Source organism: Nocardia tenerifensis NBRC 101015 (assembly GCF_000308715.1).
In the GTDB taxonomy this organism is placed as follows: domain Bacteria; phylum Actinomycetota; class Actinomycetes; order Mycobacteriales; family Mycobacteriaceae; genus Nocardia; species Nocardia tenerifensis.
In genome coordinates, this window is the sequence record NZ_BAGH01000561.1 from 1 (window position 1) to 13,986 (window position 13,986).

At 70.1% G+C, this 13,986-nt stretch carries 16 protein-coding genes and 1 pseudogene; 6 read left to right on the top strand and 11 right to left on the bottom strand.

Annotated features, from left to right (window positions below; genetic code table 11):
* Positions 1-23 precede the first annotated feature (23 nt).
* From ON39_RS36800 to ON39_RS36815, 4 genes are read left to right on the top strand one after another with little or no spacing between them, the layout of a single operon-like run.
* Positions 24-902 (top strand): TAXI family TRAP transporter solute-binding subunit, encoded by an 879-nt coding sequence (locus tag ON39_RS36800; protein WP_051187573.1) that lies wholly within the window; start codon positions 24-26, stop codon positions 900-902.
* 25 nt (positions 903-927) lie between these two features.
* Positions 928-1,926 (top strand): cupin domain-containing protein, encoded by a 999-nt coding sequence (locus tag ON39_RS36805; RefSeq protein ID WP_040741046.1) that lies wholly within the window; start codon positions 928-930, stop codon positions 1,924-1,926.
* Positions 1,923-3,020, top strand: coding sequence for an alcohol dehydrogenase catalytic domain-containing protein (locus tag ON39_RS36810; protein ID WP_040741047.1), 1,098 nt, complete (start codon positions 1,923-1,925; stop codon positions 3,018-3,020). The genes ON39_RS36805 and ON39_RS36810 overlap by 4 nt, the downstream gene beginning before the upstream one ends.
* Positions 3,021-3,037: 17 nt before the next feature.
* On the top strand, positions 3,038-3,727 hold the full coding sequence (locus tag ON39_RS36815) for an ATP-binding cassette domain-containing protein (protein ID WP_040741048.1): 690 nt from the start codon (positions 3,038-3,040) through the stop codon (positions 3,725-3,727).
* 53 nt (positions 3,728-3,780) lie between these two features.
* On the opposite strand, the gene ON39_RS36820 is transcribed toward ON39_RS36815, so the two are convergent.
* Both ON39_RS36820 and ON39_RS36825 read right to left on the bottom strand, forming a co-directional pair.
* A complete protein-coding gene (locus ON39_RS36820; protein WP_051187574.1) occupies positions 3,781-5,223 on the bottom strand; it encodes an MFS transporter in 1,443 nt (480 codons plus the stop codon).
* Between the two features lie 62 nt (positions 5,224-5,285).
* The gene (locus tag ON39_RS36825) at positions 5,286-5,705 is read right to left on the bottom strand and encodes a DUF2000 domain-containing protein (protein ID WP_040741049.1); all 420 of its coding nucleotides are present in this window, start codon (positions 5,703-5,705) and stop codon (positions 5,286-5,288) included.
* A 50-nt stretch (positions 5,706-5,755) separates the two neighbouring features.
* Here ON39_RS36825 and ON39_RS36830 point away from each other — a divergent pair, with 50 nt between their 5' ends.
* Complete coding sequence (locus ON39_RS36830) at positions 5,756-6,565, top strand: AraC family transcriptional regulator (protein ID WP_040741050.1); 810 nt, start codon at positions 5,756-5,758, stop codon at positions 6,563-6,565.
* 11 nt (positions 6,566-6,576) lie between these two features.
* Here ON39_RS36830 and ON39_RS36835 read toward each other — a convergent pair whose 3' ends face one another.
* From ON39_RS36835 to ON39_RS36850, 4 genes are all read right to left on the bottom strand, one after another.
* Positions 6,577-6,873 carry a DUF6506 family protein gene (locus ON39_RS36835; RefSeq protein WP_040741051.1) on the bottom strand — a complete coding sequence of 99 codons (297 nt, stop codon included), beginning with the start codon at positions 6,871-6,873 and terminating at the stop codon, positions 6,577-6,579.
* Between the two features lie 69 nt (positions 6,874-6,942).
* Positions 6,943-7,842, bottom strand: a complete 900-nt coding sequence (locus ON39_RS36840) for a LysR family transcriptional regulator (protein ID WP_063713441.1) — start codon at positions 7,840-7,842, stop codon at positions 6,943-6,945.
* Positions 7,843-7,905: 63 nt separating this feature from the next.
* Positions 7,906-8,844, bottom strand: a complete 939-nt coding sequence (locus tag ON39_RS36845; protein WP_051187575.1) for a serine hydrolase — start codon at positions 8,842-8,844, stop codon at positions 7,906-7,908.
* Positions 8,841-9,716, bottom strand: a complete 876-nt coding sequence (locus ON39_RS36850; RefSeq protein WP_040741053.1) for a LysR family transcriptional regulator — start codon at positions 9,714-9,716, stop codon at positions 8,841-8,843. Before ON39_RS36850 ends, ON39_RS36845 begins: the two co-directional genes overlap by 4 nt.
* Before the next feature lie 166 nt (positions 9,717-9,882).
* Here ON39_RS36850 and bla point away from each other — a divergent pair, with 166 nt between their 5' ends.
* Positions 9,883-10,839 carry a class A beta-lactamase gene (bla, locus tag ON39_RS36855; RefSeq protein WP_211336243.1) on the top strand — a complete coding sequence of 319 codons (957 nt, stop codon included), beginning with the start codon at positions 9,883-9,885 and terminating at the stop codon, positions 10,837-10,839.
* Positions 10,840-10,894: 55 nt separating this feature from the next.
* On the opposite strand, the gene ON39_RS36860 is transcribed toward bla, so the two are convergent.
* The 5 genes and pseudogenes from ON39_RS36860 to ON39_RS36880 all read right to left on the bottom strand — a co-directional run.
* Entirely contained in the window at positions 10,895-11,749 is an 855-nt protein-coding gene (locus ON39_RS36860; RefSeq protein ID WP_051187576.1) for an SDR family NAD(P)-dependent oxidoreductase, read from the bottom strand.
* A gap of 70 nt (positions 11,750-11,819) precedes the next feature.
* Positions 11,820-12,677: an ester cyclase gene (locus ON39_RS46390; protein WP_051187577.1), complete on the bottom strand. Its 858-nt coding sequence runs from the start codon at positions 12,675-12,677 to the stop codon at positions 11,820-11,822.
* A complete protein-coding gene (locus ON39_RS36870) occupies positions 12,670-13,128 on the bottom strand; it encodes an SRPBCC family protein (protein WP_040741055.1) in 459 nt (152 codons plus the stop codon). Before ON39_RS36870 ends, ON39_RS46390 begins: the two co-directional genes overlap by 8 nt.
* Positions 13,125-13,565, bottom strand: coding sequence for an SRPBCC family protein (locus tag ON39_RS36875; protein WP_157195588.1), 441 nt, complete (start codon positions 13,563-13,565; stop codon positions 13,125-13,127). Before ON39_RS36875 ends, ON39_RS36870 begins: the two co-directional genes overlap by 4 nt.
* Before the next feature lie 40 nt (positions 13,566-13,605).
* Positions 13,606-13,986 (bottom strand): annotated as a pseudogene (locus ON39_RS36880) (hypothetical protein); the annotation flags it as partial.

The window sequence follows — 13,986 nt, forward strand, 5'->3', positions numbered from 1 at the left end:
CGGCAGCCTGATCGCCAACGGGGATGGGCGGCTACGGCAGCCCGCTGCCCGAGGGCACCACCATCGCCGCCGTCACCGGGACGCCCCCGGCCGCGCTCGGCATGGACGGCCCGCGCCTCGTCGCCGAGGGGCACTATCAAATGGGCATCACGACACCGTCGTGGAATCTGCGGATGGCGTTCGAGGGGCGCGGCCCCTACTCGCGACCATTGCCGGTGCGAGCGCTGGCCGCGTTCGCCCACGACGATCGGCTGGCCCTGGCGGTGCGCGCGGAGACCGGCATCACGTCGCTGCGGGACATCGCGGAAAGGCAACTGCCGCTGAAGATCTCGATGCCGCACCGGGAGATGGGGCACCCCGCCCGGTGGGTGATCGACGAGGTGCTCGGCCGCTACGGCTTCACCCAGGAGGACCTGGAGAGTTGGGGCGGGCAGTTGCTGCACGACCGGCCGCGGTCGCAGAACTCCCCCGACGCCGTGCCCGCCGATCCGAGCTTCGACGCCGTGTTCGACGAGGCGATCATGACGATGCGCTGGAAGAACCTCACCGAACGTTACGACCTGCGTTTCCTGCCGATCGACGACGAGGTGCTCGCGCACTGCGCCGCCCTCGGCATGCCACCGGGCGTGCTCGAGCGCGGCCGGCTGCGCGGGCTCGACGAGGACGTGCCCACCCTCGACTTCTCCGGCTGGATCCTCTACTGCGCGGCGGACCTGCCCGACGAACTCGCCTACCTCGCCATCCGCGCGATAGACGAACAGCAGCACGCCATTTCGAGCCGGTTCACCGGCCCCACCCGGCCGCTCACCAGCCCCGTCGACATGCGCGCCCTGGGCAGGGACCTGCCGGTCGCGCTGCACCCCGGCGCCGAAGCCTACTACCGCGAAAACGGTTACCTCTGACCATCTCTCGTTCGAAAGGAACGATATGTCCACCGTGCAGGAGCGTTTCGAGGCCTTCCCCTTCGATCAGCCGCCCCGCGTCTTCGAACGCCGCGAAGACCTGTTGCTCGCCGAACCGATTCCGTCCCCCGACGGCCGGAAACGCCACCGCGACCAGCCGCCGATCGAGGCGGTGCACTTCCCGCCCGAATACATCGACCAGCCCTTCGCGCATCCGCGGGCGGTCTACGAGAGCGAGTTCATGCGGCTGGAGTGGCAGACGATGAACAACCGTCAGCCGTTCTATCACCGCAACTGCGACGTCGACGAGATCTCCTATCAGGTCACCGGCGTGCGCACGCTCATGACCGATCTCGGCACCGTCGACCTGCATCCCGGCGATTTCAGTCGCCTGCCGGTCGGCTGCGCGCACGACAATTACGGTCGCCAGGACATCCACGTGCTGTTCTACATCCCCGCGCCGGTCGCCGAGGCGCTGCCCGCGGCCCACACGTCGGAGGTGGTCATTCCGCCGTTCGACGGCTGGGCGCCCGCCGTGACCAACGAACTGATCACCGAGTGTCTCGGCGGCACCGGACACGACATCGTCATGGCGCCGGTCGACGAGCTGACCCTGCTCGAACAGGCCAAGTCCGAGACCGAGCGGCTGCACATCCTGCGGCCGCCCCTCGACGCCACCGGCAACACCGCGCTCTACACCTCCGCGCACGTGCACATCGGCCGGGTCTACGCGCCCGCCTCCGACGGCCGCGTCTACCGGCGCATCCGCAACGCACAGGAGATCCAGTACCAGCTCGACGGCGAGCGCACCCTCGTGACCCAGCGGGGCACGGTGCATCTGGTGCCCGGCGACTTCGTCCGCATTCCCGTCGGCGTCGCCTTCACCTCGCTACACGCGAGTCCGAGCGCACATGTGACCGTGACCTCCGCGCTGGACCTGCCGCAGATCGCCGAAACCACGAAACACGCCACACCGGTGGATCTTTCGCAGATCGCCCGGCTGCGCGAGGAGGTTGCCCGATGACCGACATGCTCGCCGTGCGCGCCGGCTCCGCCACCGGCGGCCTTACGGTGGAACGGATCCCGGTCCCCCGCCCGGGACCGCAGGACGTGCTGGTCCGCGTCGCCGCCGCCGGGCTGGCCCCCGGCATCACGAAACTGCTGGCCCACGGCAAGTTTCGGCACCTGCCCACCACGCCGGGTCACGAGATCGCCGGCACCGTCACCGAACTCGGCGACGAGGTGGACCCGGCACTGGCCGGGCGGCGCGTGCGCGTGCACGCCACCCTGACCTGCCGCAGCTGCCGCTACTGCCGCACCGACCGCGAGCAGATGTGCGCCGAGACAGGCATGATCGGCCACGCCGCCTTCGGCACCGGCACCCTCGACCTCTATCGCCGCTACCACGACGGCGGGCTCGCCGAGTACGTCCGCGTCCCGCACTGGATGCTCGACCCGCTGCCCGACTCGGTCTCCTTCGACGTCGCCGCCAAGGTGCACGACTTCGGCAACGCCATGCGCGCCCTGCGCTGTGCCGAATTGCCGCTCGGCGCAACGATTGTCATCACCGCGGCGACCGGAACCATGGGCACCGCGACGGCCCGGCTCGCCCGGTCGTTCGGGGTCGCGCGGCTGATCCTGGTCGGCCGCTCCGCGGAGCGGCTGGCGGCGGTCGGCAAGCTCTCCGGCCTGCCGCCCGTCGACACGGTCGCCCTCGACGACCTCGGCGACTGGGCCGACTCCGGCGCGCTCACCCGGCGCATCCTCGACCTCGCGCCGGATGGCGCGGACGCCGTGCTCGACTACCTCCCCGGCGGCGCCGGCAGCGGGCAGGCCGCCGCCGCACTGGCCACCGGGGGCACCCTCGTGCACATGGGCGGCAACCGCGAGACCTTCCCGATGTCGCTCGGCGAGCTCATGCACGGGTGCAAACGCGTTGTCGGAACACGCAATTGCACCCGCACCGATACCGACGCGGTCCTCGACCTGCTGCGCACCGGGGCACTCGAGGCCGAGGATCTCATCACCCATCACTTCTCGCTCACCGACATCGACACCGCGATCGCGGCCTTGCACAACCGTTCCGAACCGATCTGGATGGCCGTCGTCCATCCCTGACAGGCGACACTGTTCGGGTGACAGTCGAACTGCGTTCCCTCACCGTCGACATCGACACCGGCCGCTGGCGCGGCACCGTGCTCGAGGAGGTGGATGTGCGGGTGCCCGCCGGGCAGATCACGGCATTGCTCGGCGGGCCCGGTGACGGTAAGACGATGATCGCGTACGCCCTCACCGGGCGCCTGCCCGAAACCGCCCGGAGCAGCGGTGCGGTCTTGGTCGATGGCCGAGTCGGATACGTCCCGCAGGCGGGCATCGACGCCTTCACCCCGGATCGTACTGTCGGCGAACAACTTCGGAGCCTGGCGCGGCGGCATCGGGCGTGGAGCGTCGAACAGGCCTGCGCCGCTGCCTATTACCCTTCCGACGCCATGGACCTTCTGCCGCAACATAACTCGGCGGGGCAGATCCAGCGGGCCGCCATCGCCGCTGCCCTGCTCACCGCGCCGGACGTGCTGATCGCGGACAGCCCGACCGCGTCACTGGATCAGGGCACCGCCTTCGCGGTGTGGAAGTCGTTGCGGGAGTATGCCGATACCGGTGCCGCGCTGCTCGTCATCACCCACGATGTTCCCTTGCTCGTCGCCACCGGTTACGCCGACCGGCTGGTGATCATGAGCAGCGGACGAGTTCTCGCCACCGGGACGACATCGGAGCTGTCCGCCTCCGCTGATCCGCAGGTGCACATGTACTTTCACGGCTTCTGACGTAGCGTCTGCTTCCGATCGCCGGCGCGGAGCTTCATCGCGGTGGTGTGTGACTATCGCTCTTGCGATGGGCGATCCACCCGCGCGGTGGCTTTCGGCAGTTCGGGGCGGCGACCGCCCAGGCGGGGCAGCATCGAGTGACCGCGGTAGGTGAGCGCCGATTGCAGCAGGGCGAGCGCCAGCACGACGGCGACGACGGTGAAACCGGTGCGAAATACCGTGGGCAGCAGCACGCCCAGCGCGCCGCCGAGGACCCACGCCAGTTGCAGGACGGTCTCCGTTCGTCCGAAGCCGGAGGCGATCGACTCCGGTGGCAGATCGTCCTGGATCGAGGCGTCGAGCGACACCTTGGCCAGGGCCGTGGACGCCGACGCGACCAGGGTGGCCAGGACCGCGCCCAGCGGACCGTTCTGCACCGCGGCCACGATCGTGATGGCCAGGCAGGCGCCGGTGCAGGACAGGATGATCGCGGCGGGTCGGCCGAGCGCCAGGCGCGCGCCGACGAAGTTGCCGGTGAAGTTGCCGACCCCGGCCGCCGCGCCCGCGGCCGCGAGCATGAGCGCCTGCCGGAACGCGGTTTCGTCGCTGGACTTCGCCACGAACGCGATATAGAAGGTGAGGAAGCCGGTCAGGACCCGGATCGCTCCATTGCCCCAGAGTCCGGCGATGACCGGGCGGCCCAAGGGCTGCCACGCGCGCGGGCGCAGCGACCCGATCGGAGCCTGCGGTGTTCGCGTTCTCCGGTCACTCAGGGTGGTGGGCGTTTCGCCCTCGGTGACCTCCACCCACGGCGGAATGCGCAGGCTCAGGAACGCGCCCGCGGCCGCCAACAGAGCCGCGACCACGAGGGCCCCGGTGGAGTGGAAAACCAGCGCGGCCGCCGCGGCGAGGCCGCCGGCGACGATCGAGCCGCCGACCAAGCCGAACACCGTCAACCGCGAGTTGGTGCGCACCAGATCGATGCCCGGCGGCAGAACCCGCGGTGTCACAGCGCTTTTCAGCACGGAGAACGACTTGCTCAGCACCATGCTGCCCAGCGCCAGCGGATACAAGGCCCAGCCGTCGAGGCTGAAGATCAGCCCGATCGCGACGAGGACCCGCAGCCCGAAGGTCGTCGCCAGCGCGAGGCGCCGACCGCGCTGCAACCGGTCGAGCAGCGGGCCGATCACCGGCGCGATCACCGCGAACGGCGCGACCGTCATCAAGAGGTACAGCGCGACGTTCACCCGCGACTGGGTGGCCGGGCTGGCGAAGAACAACGTGTTGGCCAGCGCCACCGCGATGGCGGCGTCGGTGGCGAAGTTCGCGACGGTCGCCCGCACGAGCGCGGTCAGGCCGGATTCGTAAGCGCCGTCGGCGCGGGCCGCGTGCCGCACCAGGGCCACGCCGCGCTGGGTCAACCGCTCTCCGCCGGCCAGCAACCGCCGACCCCGGCGCGGCCGTGCGCCGTCGGGTGATCCCGCGCCGTGCGACGGTGGCTCCTCGGGCGTGGCCATTGCCCGATTCTCGCAACGAAACCGCTGGTTCGAGGCGCCCCACGCCGCGTCGGCCCTCGCGTTCACGGATGCATTCGAGAACCTTTGAGAACCTTGTCCACGACGTTGCGCGGTCCGTACACGGCGAGGCCGACCACGTCGAGAGCGTCGGTGCCCACCGCCCGCACGGCCGCGCGATTGTCGCGATCGTTCCCGGTGCTGAACAGGTCGGAGGTGAACACCGCCGTCCGCAGCCCGCGCGACAGGGCCTTGCTATGTGCGCCGCGCAGCACCTCCTTGCCGCCCTCGAAGACGAGCACGGGCTGGCGGAACATCGGGAGGTAGGTCACCGCGTCCGCGTCCTCGTAGGGGTCCCCGATCACCTCCGGCTGCGCGGTGCCCAGGCCGCTGACCAGAAAGGCCGTCACATTCAGCCGCTGCCAGGTCGGTAGGTCGTCGCGCAGCAGTACCGCGATCTTGGTGTCGAATCGCACGTTCTCCATGCCGATGACTCTGCCGCCGACCGGTCCGCCGAGGCTTGTACGATCCTGGCATGGTTGCCCCGGTGGTCGAGCAGGTCAGAGCCTGGCGGCCGCGGGTGCCGGGCATCGCCGAGGTCTTCCACGCCCGCTTCATCGGGCACGTCTACCCCATGCACGCCCACGACTCCTGGACTTTGCTGATCGTCGACGACGGCGCGGTCCGCTACGACCTCGACCGGCACGAACACGGCGTCCTCGGCTCCGTGGTCTCGCTGCTTCCCCCGCATGTTCCGCACAACGGCCAGGCCGCGACCGAGCACGGGTTTCGCAAGCGCGTGCTGTACCTCGACCACGCCGGCCTCTCCGAGGCGATGATCGGCCGCGCCGTGGACACCCCCACCTTCACCGATCCCCTGCTGCACCGCCGCGTGCGCCGGCTACACGCCGTCCTCGACCACCCCGGCGACGAGCTCGAAGCCGCCAGTCGCCTTACTTTGATCCACGATCGCCTACGCGACCTGTTGCGCGGCACCGATCCTCAGCCTCGGCACGCCGACCCCGGCTTGGCCCACCGCCTGCGCCACCTGCTCGATTCCCGCATCGTCGAAGGCCTCTCGCTCACCGAAGCAGCGGCGGTGTTGCATGCCGACCCCACCCACCTCATCCGCGCGTTCAGCCGCGAGTTCGGCATGCCCCCGCACCAGTACCTGATCTCCCGCCGAGTAGATCACGCCCGGCCCCTCCTGCTGAGCGGCATGCCGGCTCGAGATGTGGCCGCAGCCAGCGGTTTTCACGACCAGCCGCACCTGACCCGCCACTTCAAACGCATCCTCGGCACCACGCCGGGCCAGTACGCCCGCAGCGCGGACTCGACCGGATGAATGTCGCCGCGTCAAGCGAAGATCGCGTGTACCTGGTCGATGGCTTCGGTTCCGTAGGCGACGGCGCCTACCGGGACGGCTCCCCCTATCGCCTCGATTACCCGGGCGGTCCATATCGGGCCGAATCCGCCGCATAGTTCGATGAGTTGTGCGCCGTTCGCGACGAGGCGGTGGGCCGCCGGGATGGCTTGCTCGGGGTGATCCACGCCGACGAAAACGGTGCGGCAGTCCGGGGTTTCGACGACCGTCTCGTGGTCGGGGTCGCTGCCGGGTGCGGTGTAGATGAATCCCCATGCGGTGAGCGCCATTCGGTGTCAGCTCCGTTCTGTGTGCTTCGGCCGCGCCGGGGTGGCTCGGTCCGACTCCAGCAGAACGGATCAGCGGCGGTCCTGTCCACGAGGCTTGGCCGGATGGGTGTGCGGCCGTGCCTCCGTCGCCAGGTCAGTGGCTATGGCGCGGTAGCGCGTGGCGTTCGGATCGGCCGCGTTCCATGCCAGCGCGTAACGGATGCGCGGTGCGTCGGCGGCGAACGGCAACCAGGACAAGCCCTCCGCTGGACGCACGTCCCACTTCGGCCGTAGCGCGACGACGTTCTCGCCGTGTGCGAGTTCGGCGCGGAAAAGCGCTCGGCGCGGCGCGCTCTCGTGCACAGCGACCGGTTGCCAACCAGCCCGCGTCCATGTCTCGCGGATCGCGTCGTAATAGCCCGGCGCCGACGACCGCGCGAACCACAGCAGCGCGCAACCGTCCAAGTCCGCCCAGCGCACCACCTTTCGCCCGGCCAAGGCGTGATCGTCGGCCACCACCACACCCAACTCCGCGTCCTCGACCGGCGCATGGCTCAGGCCCGACAGGTCGGCGGGCAGCAGCAGCACACCGGCGTCCAGCACGCCCTCGCGCAGCCGAGTCAACTGCTCGGCCGTCTGCGCGTCCGCGATCTCCGGAGCCGTTTCACCCGCCGCCCGCCACAGCGCCGCCGCACACCACGGCGGCGCACCGGGCGTCACGGCCAGCCGTAATCCCGGTGGCCGCACCGACTCCCGCGCCCGTCGCGCCGCCTCCACCACCTCCCGCGCGTGCCCCACCAACCGCGTCCCGGCTCGCGTCGGCGTCATCCCTCCGGCGCCACGCACGAACAACGCCGCCCCCAACTCCCGCTCCAGCGCGATGATCTGCTGACTCAACGACGTCGCCCTGATCCCCACCGCCTCCGCCGCCCGGGTCACATTGCGCTCCTCGGCCACTGCGAGGAAGTACCGCAACTGTCGCAACTCCATTCGCCCACGCTAACCACCGCCCGGTGCCGTGGACCGTACGGAGCTCGGGACGGCGGGCGTGGGTCAGTCGTCGGGCGAGTTCAGTAGGGGGCGGCGGAGTTCCGTGACGGCTATGCGGGCGGCTTCGGCTATGGCGGCGTCTACTACGGGGAGGTGGGGGTTGGTGCGGGCGGCGCGGGTGAAGACGGCGACGGCGACGGGGTGTTCGCCGGGGAACTCGACCACGGCGACCTCGTTGCGGATCACGCCGATGGTGCCGGTCTTGCCGGCGACGGACACGTTTCCGTGCGGGAAGGCGGCGGCGATGCGATGCGGCCAGACCTGGTGGCGCATCACGGTTTTCACGTACTCGGTCTGCTCGCTCGACAGCACGGCGCCGGTCCACACGGCGCGCAGGAAGTGGGTCATCTCCTCGGGCGTCGTCGCGCTGGCGTAGGAGGGGTCGTAGGCGGAGACCGACCAGGCCGCGTCGTTGTCGGCCAGCGCGGCGAACGCCTCCGCGGTGGTGTGGGTGTCGGTGTCGCGGACCAGGCTGTCGTGCATGTCGGCGGTGCCGCCGACCACCCGGGTCTCGGTGAGCCCCAGCTCGGTGAGCAGTTCGTCGACGGCGGCGAGGCCGACCTCGCCGAGCAGCACATCGGCGGCCGCGTTGTCGGACACCGTCATCATCGACTGCGCCAGGTCGCGGCGGCTGAGCGTCACCGGATCACGCAGCGCCGCAAGGCCGGTCGGCCCCGGCGTGCAGTCGGCGGGGTGCACCGTGAGCCGCGCGGTGGGATCGATGCGCCCGGCGTCGACGAACCGGCAGAACGCCACGAACAGCGGCAACTTGTAGACCGAGGCCGTGACCACGCGGGCGTGGCCGTCGACGCAGATCTCGGCGGCAGTCTCGTCGCAGCGGCGCGCGTGCAGCCAGCCGGTGCAGCCGGCGTCGGCGAAAACAGCGCGGATGCGGCCGACCGCCGTCTCCTGTGTCGCGTCGGCGCGCGCGGTCGTGTTCATCGCAGTCGCTCCCGGTACAGCACTCGATCGACGGCGTCGGCCTGGGCCTCGGCCTCTGGACGACGAATCACACGCAGCCGCAACGCTATTGCCTGCGGAGCCATACGCAACCAGGTGACCCCCGGCGCCGACGCGGGCGGTGACGCGGTGAGTCCGAAGGTCGTGCCCGCGGCCACCGCGGCGAGCAGTGCCCGGTCGTCGCGCGCGACCACGGTGGGCGCGTCCAGCCCGCGCTCGCGTAGGAGATCCAGCACCGTGTCGAAGGCGGGCGGGTTGGCCGCGCGCGGCGGATGGGCGAACGTGAGCCCGGCCAGCATCGGAAAGGTCGGACGCTCGGCGACGGCGACGCGATGCCCCGACGGCACGACCAGCCAGCGCGGCACCTTGACGACCGGCCCGGTCGCGAGGCCGTCGATGAGTGCCGGGTGCTCGACCACCGCGACGTCGTACAGTCCCGCCCGCATATCGGTGACGAGGTCGACGGTCGTGCCGACCGTGGTCGACACCGCCGCGCCCGCGCCGACCGTCGCGCACAGCGCGGTCACGCAGGCGGTGATCATCCGGTCCGGCAATGCCGCGGTGACCGCCCAGTGCACCGCGCCGCGCGCGTTCGCGATCCGCTGCGACTCGGCCAGCAACTGCTCCGCGTCGTCCACGAGCAGCCGCGCACGGGGCAGCAGTTGCAGACCCGCCGAGGTGAGCATCGCGCCTTGCCGGGTGCGGTGGATCAGCTCGACCCCCAGCTGCTGTTCGAGCCGCCGCAGGCCCTGCGACAGCGGCGGCTGGGTCATCTCCAGCGCGGCCGCCGCCCGGCCGAAATGCCCCTCGTCGGCGACGGCGACGAAGAAGCGAAGGTGGCGGACCAGATCCATGCGGCCATTGAACCAGCCGAGTTCGACAAGACTGCGGCGCTGCCGGGCAGCGATCCGGTTACCCGGCCCCTTCCACGCCTATGACCTGCGACGATACGCAGGCCGACTCGCCGGTGCGACGGTCGGCTATTGGTCTGCGGCGCGGTATCGCTGGTGTGCTGAGGCGGTGAACATCGCAGCCATCACCCACCGAGCCCAGTCCCTCCGCAGGCGAGGTCTCGCCGCGCTCCTCGCGGTCTCCGCGCTGTCGTTGGCCGCGGCGTGCGATGCCGAGTCCGGCAAGACCGCCGACCCGACGACCCCGGCCGCGACGAGCGCCGCCGCGGCCGCCCCGCGATCCTTCACCGATCTGGAGACGAAGGCGGGCGCCCGGTTGGGCGTGTACGCGATCGACACCGGCACCGGCCGCAGCGTCGCCTATCGCGAGGGCGAACGTTTCCCGATCGCCTCCACGTTCAAGGGCATCGCCTGCGGCGCCCTGCTGCGTGAGCACCCGATCGCGTCGGGCTTCTTCGATCAGGTGATCCACTACTCGCGCACCGACCTCGTCGACAACTCACCGGAGACGGAGAAACACGTCGACACCGGGATGACCGTCGCGGAGCTGTGCAAGGCCGCCATCACCCTCTCCGACAACACCGCGGGCAACCAGATCCTGAAACTGCTCGGCGGCCCGGAGGGCTTCACCGCGTTCGTCCGGTCCCTCGGCGACACCAGCACGCGACTGGACCGCTGGGAGACCGAGCTGAACACCGCCGTCCCCGGCGACGAGCGCGACACCACCGTGCCCGCCGCCCTGGCCGCCGACTACCGCGCCCTCATCGTCGGCGACGTCCTGTCCGATCCTGAACGCGCGCAACTGAAGACGTGGCTGCTCGCGAACACCACCGGTGGTAAGCGCATCCGCGCCGGCCTGCCCACCGACTGGGCCGTCGGCGACAAGACCGGAACGCCCGCCTACGGCGCCGCACTGGACGTCGCCGTCGCGTGGCCGCCCAACCACGCGCCCATCGTCATCGCCGTCCTGTCCAGCAAATCCGAGCAGCGCGCCGAGCCCGACAACGCGCTCATCGCCGACGCCACCCGGACCGCGATCGCGGAGCTCGGACTCGCGACGAAGTAGGCGCGCCGCCCTCGGGTTCCGCGTCGAGCGCGGAACCCGAGAGCGCGCCGCGTGTTCAAGGTCCGGGAAGCACGCCATGGTCGGTCAGCAGGTCTGTGGTCAGATCCCACAGTTCCGCCGCCGTGCCCTCGTCGTCGGCCTTCGAACTGGCCTTGGCGGGCTTGCCGTTGGCGTAGTAGCCGCCCGTGCCGTCGATCGCCGCGTCGGCGACGAGCGGAACGATGCCGCGCGCCGCGGTGTCGGGAGAGGACTGGATCGGCCGAGCCGCGCGCAGGAACAGCCCGAACAGCCCGGGTGCGTCGCGGCCGAGAGCGGTGCGGACGAACCCCGGATCCGCGGCGTTCACCGAGATGCCGGTGTTCGACCAGCGGCGAGCCAGCTCCTTGACGAACAGCAGGTTCAACAGTTTGGTCGCGGCGTAGGTCTTTCGATAGTGGAAGTCCTCGCCCGTCGGCATCGCCACCAGATCCAGCGCCTTGACCTGCCTGTGCACCGAGGACGAGACGACGACGACGCGAGCGTGGCCGGCCGCGGTCAGGGGCCCACGCAGCAGCCGGGTCAGCAGAAATCCCGACACGTAGTTGACCGCGAAGTCGGTCTCGAAGCCGTCGGGGGTGAGTTCACGGCGCGGGCGCACGACGCCCGCGTTCAGGACCAAGCCGTCCAACGACGGATGATTCTCGGCGCACCGCGCGGCGAGATCGGCTACCTCGGACAGCACCGAAAGGTCGGCGTAGACAACCTCGAGCGCCGCGTCCGAATCGAACCGGGCGCGCAGCGCCTCGCCGCGCTCCCTGTTACGGCCGACGGCGATCACGTGGAAACCGCGCTCGATCAGCGCCGCGGTGAGCGCCTCCCCGATTCCGCTCGTCGCCCCGGTGACCAGACAGGTTTTCCTTGGTTCAGTCATGAGGGATTCCGTGAGTAGACGGTGTCGATGATCGTACTCCGGGCTCGCTCACCACATCCCGCAGATCGGCTCACCGCACCGCCCCGATCGGTTCGGCGCGACCGAGCTGCACCCACAGCGCGGCAAGGTCGGACACGCCCCAGTGCTCGGCCATCCGCTCCCCTTCCATCCGCGCGATGTGCACCTGCCGCCACGCCACCCGCTGGCCGGTCGGCGCGACACCGAAGATCACGCCGCGATGCGTGCCCTCGGCCAGCGTGACGACGATGACCATATCCCCCTCGGCCACCGCGTGTTCGATGGTGTACGCGAGATCGGGGAACGCCGCACGCTCCAGTGCGACAACGTGTTTCACGCTCTCGATCCCGTTGTCGAGCCCCGGCGGAACGCGATGGTTGACGAACCCCGGACTGAGCAACTCGTCGAGCCGCTCGACCCTGCCCTGCTCGAATACCTCCCGCAGCACCGCCGTCACCGTCCGCTTGCCCACCGCGCCGTCGGTCGCGTTCGGCGCCGACAGGCCGAGCTGCTGCAAGACGGTCAGCCGGTCGAAGTGCGCGTGCCACTCGACGATCAAGCCGTCGGCACAGCGCACATGGTCCGAGGACTGCCAGCACAGGCGTCGACCGGTCGGCGCGACCGTGCCGAAAGGACCGCGCAACTCGCCGAGATGGGTCGCGACGAATTCGTTGCGCAGCGCCACCGAGGCGCCGTCCGCGGATTCGACGGCGTCGAGCACGGTCCGTCGCAGATCGGGGTAGCCCGATTTGTGCCGGGCGAACAACTGGCCCGCGTACTCGCGCCCGCGACCCGATCCGGCGCTCGTGCTCACGATCGCGTCGGGCGCGAACAGTCGCTCCAACTCGTCGAACTCATCGTGCTCGATCGCCAGCCACACGGCATCGGTGAGTTCGCGCGCTTCAGACATCGGTGTTCCCTTCGGTAGTGCGGCCTTCGATCCGGTCCGCGGTGGCGGCCAGGTTGCGGCACATGCCGCGGGTGAGTTCGCCGACCAGCTGTTCGTCGGTGATCGGCGCGGACGGCATGACCTCGAAGTCGCAGATGTAGCGCAGCTGAGTACCGACCCCGGTCGGCGTGTACAGGAACAGCACATGCCCGTAACGCAGGTCGGGAGAGTCGAATTGGCGGCTGTAGACGCTCTTGGCCGCCTCGTCCGCGACGCGTTCCACGCGGTAGCGCAGCGTCCGGTCGACGACGGTCAGCGGCATCTCGACGGTGAAAGTGCTTCGCGCGCCGTCGGTTCGGAAGTCCTGCACGGGGTGCCCCGACCGTGCCCACCGGGACGGATCGGTGCTGAACGCCCAGACCTCATCCAGGGGCGCCCGGACCGTCACCACGATGTCGACGTGCCCGCTCATCGCGCTCCCACCTTCGCCTCGATGAACTCCTTGTGCCGCAAGAGGTTCGCCGTCGAGCTCCGGTCGATGTGCGCCTTCATCTGCGTGTCCGTCACCGGCGCATCGGCGCGCATCTCGAAATCCTGCACCCAGGTCAGCCGCGACACGGCGTCGTCCGAGGTGATCCAGTGCGCGATGTGCATGTACCGGAACGGGCCGAGGGTGATGCGCCGCGCGGTCGCGACCAGACGCTCGTGATCCATGGACCGCTCGGAGATCCAGGTGTACTGCTTGCCGTCGCGCGGATGCGTCGTCACCTCGAAGCGGGCCCGGTCGGGCACGGCCTCGAGCACGCGAACGGATTCGTACTCGTCGGCGAACAATCGCGGCCACAGCGCGAGATCGTTCGCGATCGACCACACCAATTCCGTTGGCGCGTCGATGATTATGCTGTTCATGGTGTGTTCGGACATGTGACCGGCCTTTCGTGGAAATGTGTTACTCCGGCGCGCGGAAGATCATCGCCAGGCAGCTGCCGTAGCGGGAATGCGACACGACCAGGAATGTGCGAATGGTCTGTTCGGTCGCGTGGCGATGCACCCGCAGACCGCCAGGCAGATACCCGCGCTCGAATCCGACGGTCGGCGGGACGAAGGACTCCCGGACCGCCACCGCGCCGGCGAGCACGTCGGTGCCGAATCCGGCGCCGAACAGGTGCCCGTATATGGATTTCGGGGCCGCGACGGCCACCCGGTGAGCCCCCGCCACCGACGCGAGCGCGTCGAGCTCGAACCGGTCGCCTGCCCTGCGCGCCACGCCTTCGGCCAGCACGAGGTCGATGTCGGTGATCCGGCAGCCCGCGTCGTCGAGGGCGCGTTC

Excerpts from the sequence above, each read along its gene's own strand:
- ON39_RS36800 (WP_051187573.1), top strand. The coding sequence starts at position 24 with ATGGGCGGCTACGGCAGCCCGCTGCCCGAGGGCACCACCATCGCCGCC.
- ON39_RS36805 (WP_040741046.1), top strand. The coding sequence starts at position 928 with ATGTCCACCGTGCAGGAGCGTTTCGAGGCCTTCCCCTTCGATCAGCCG.
- ON39_RS36810 (WP_040741047.1), top strand. The coding sequence starts at position 1,923 with ATGACCGACATGCTCGCCGTGCGCGCCGGCTCCGCCACCGGCGGCCTT.
- ON39_RS36820 (WP_051187574.1), bottom strand. The coding sequence starts at position 5,223 with ATGGCCACGCCCGAGGAGCCACCGTCGCACGGCGCGGGATCACCCGAC.
- ON39_RS36825 (WP_040741049.1), bottom strand. The coding sequence starts at position 5,705 with ATGGAGAACGTGCGATTCGACACCAAGATCGCGGTACTGCTGCGCGAC.
- ON39_RS36830 (WP_040741050.1), top strand. The coding sequence starts at position 5,756 with ATGGTTGCCCCGGTGGTCGAGCAGGTCAGAGCCTGGCGGCCGCGGGTG.
- ON39_RS36835 (WP_040741051.1), bottom strand. The coding sequence starts at position 6,873 with ATGGCGCTCACCGCATGGGGATTCATCTACACCGCACCCGGCAGCGAC.
- ON39_RS36840 (WP_063713441.1), bottom strand. The coding sequence starts at position 7,842 with ATGGAGTTGCGACAGTTGCGGTACTTCCTCGCAGTGGCCGAGGAGCGC.
- ON39_RS36845 (WP_051187575.1), bottom strand. The coding sequence starts at position 8,844 with ATGAACACGACCGCGCGCGCCGACGCGACACAGGAGACGGCGGTCGGC.
- ON39_RS36850 (WP_040741053.1), bottom strand. The coding sequence starts at position 9,716 with ATGGATCTGGTCCGCCACCTTCGCTTCTTCGTCGCCGTCGCCGACGAG.
- ON39_RS36860 (WP_051187576.1), bottom strand. The coding sequence starts at position 11,749 with ATGACTGAACCAAGGAAAACCTGTCTGGTCACCGGGGCGACGAGCGGA.
- ON39_RS46390 (WP_051187577.1), bottom strand. The coding sequence starts at position 12,677 with ATGTCTGAAGCGCGCGAACTCACCGATGCCGTGTGGCTGGCGATCGAG.
- ON39_RS36870 (WP_040741055.1), bottom strand. The coding sequence starts at position 13,128 with ATGAGCGGGCACGTCGACATCGTGGTGACGGTCCGGGCGCCCCTGGAT.
- ON39_RS36875 (WP_157195588.1), bottom strand. The coding sequence starts at position 13,565 with ATGAACAGCATAATCATCGACGCGCCAACGGAATTGGTGTGGTCGATC.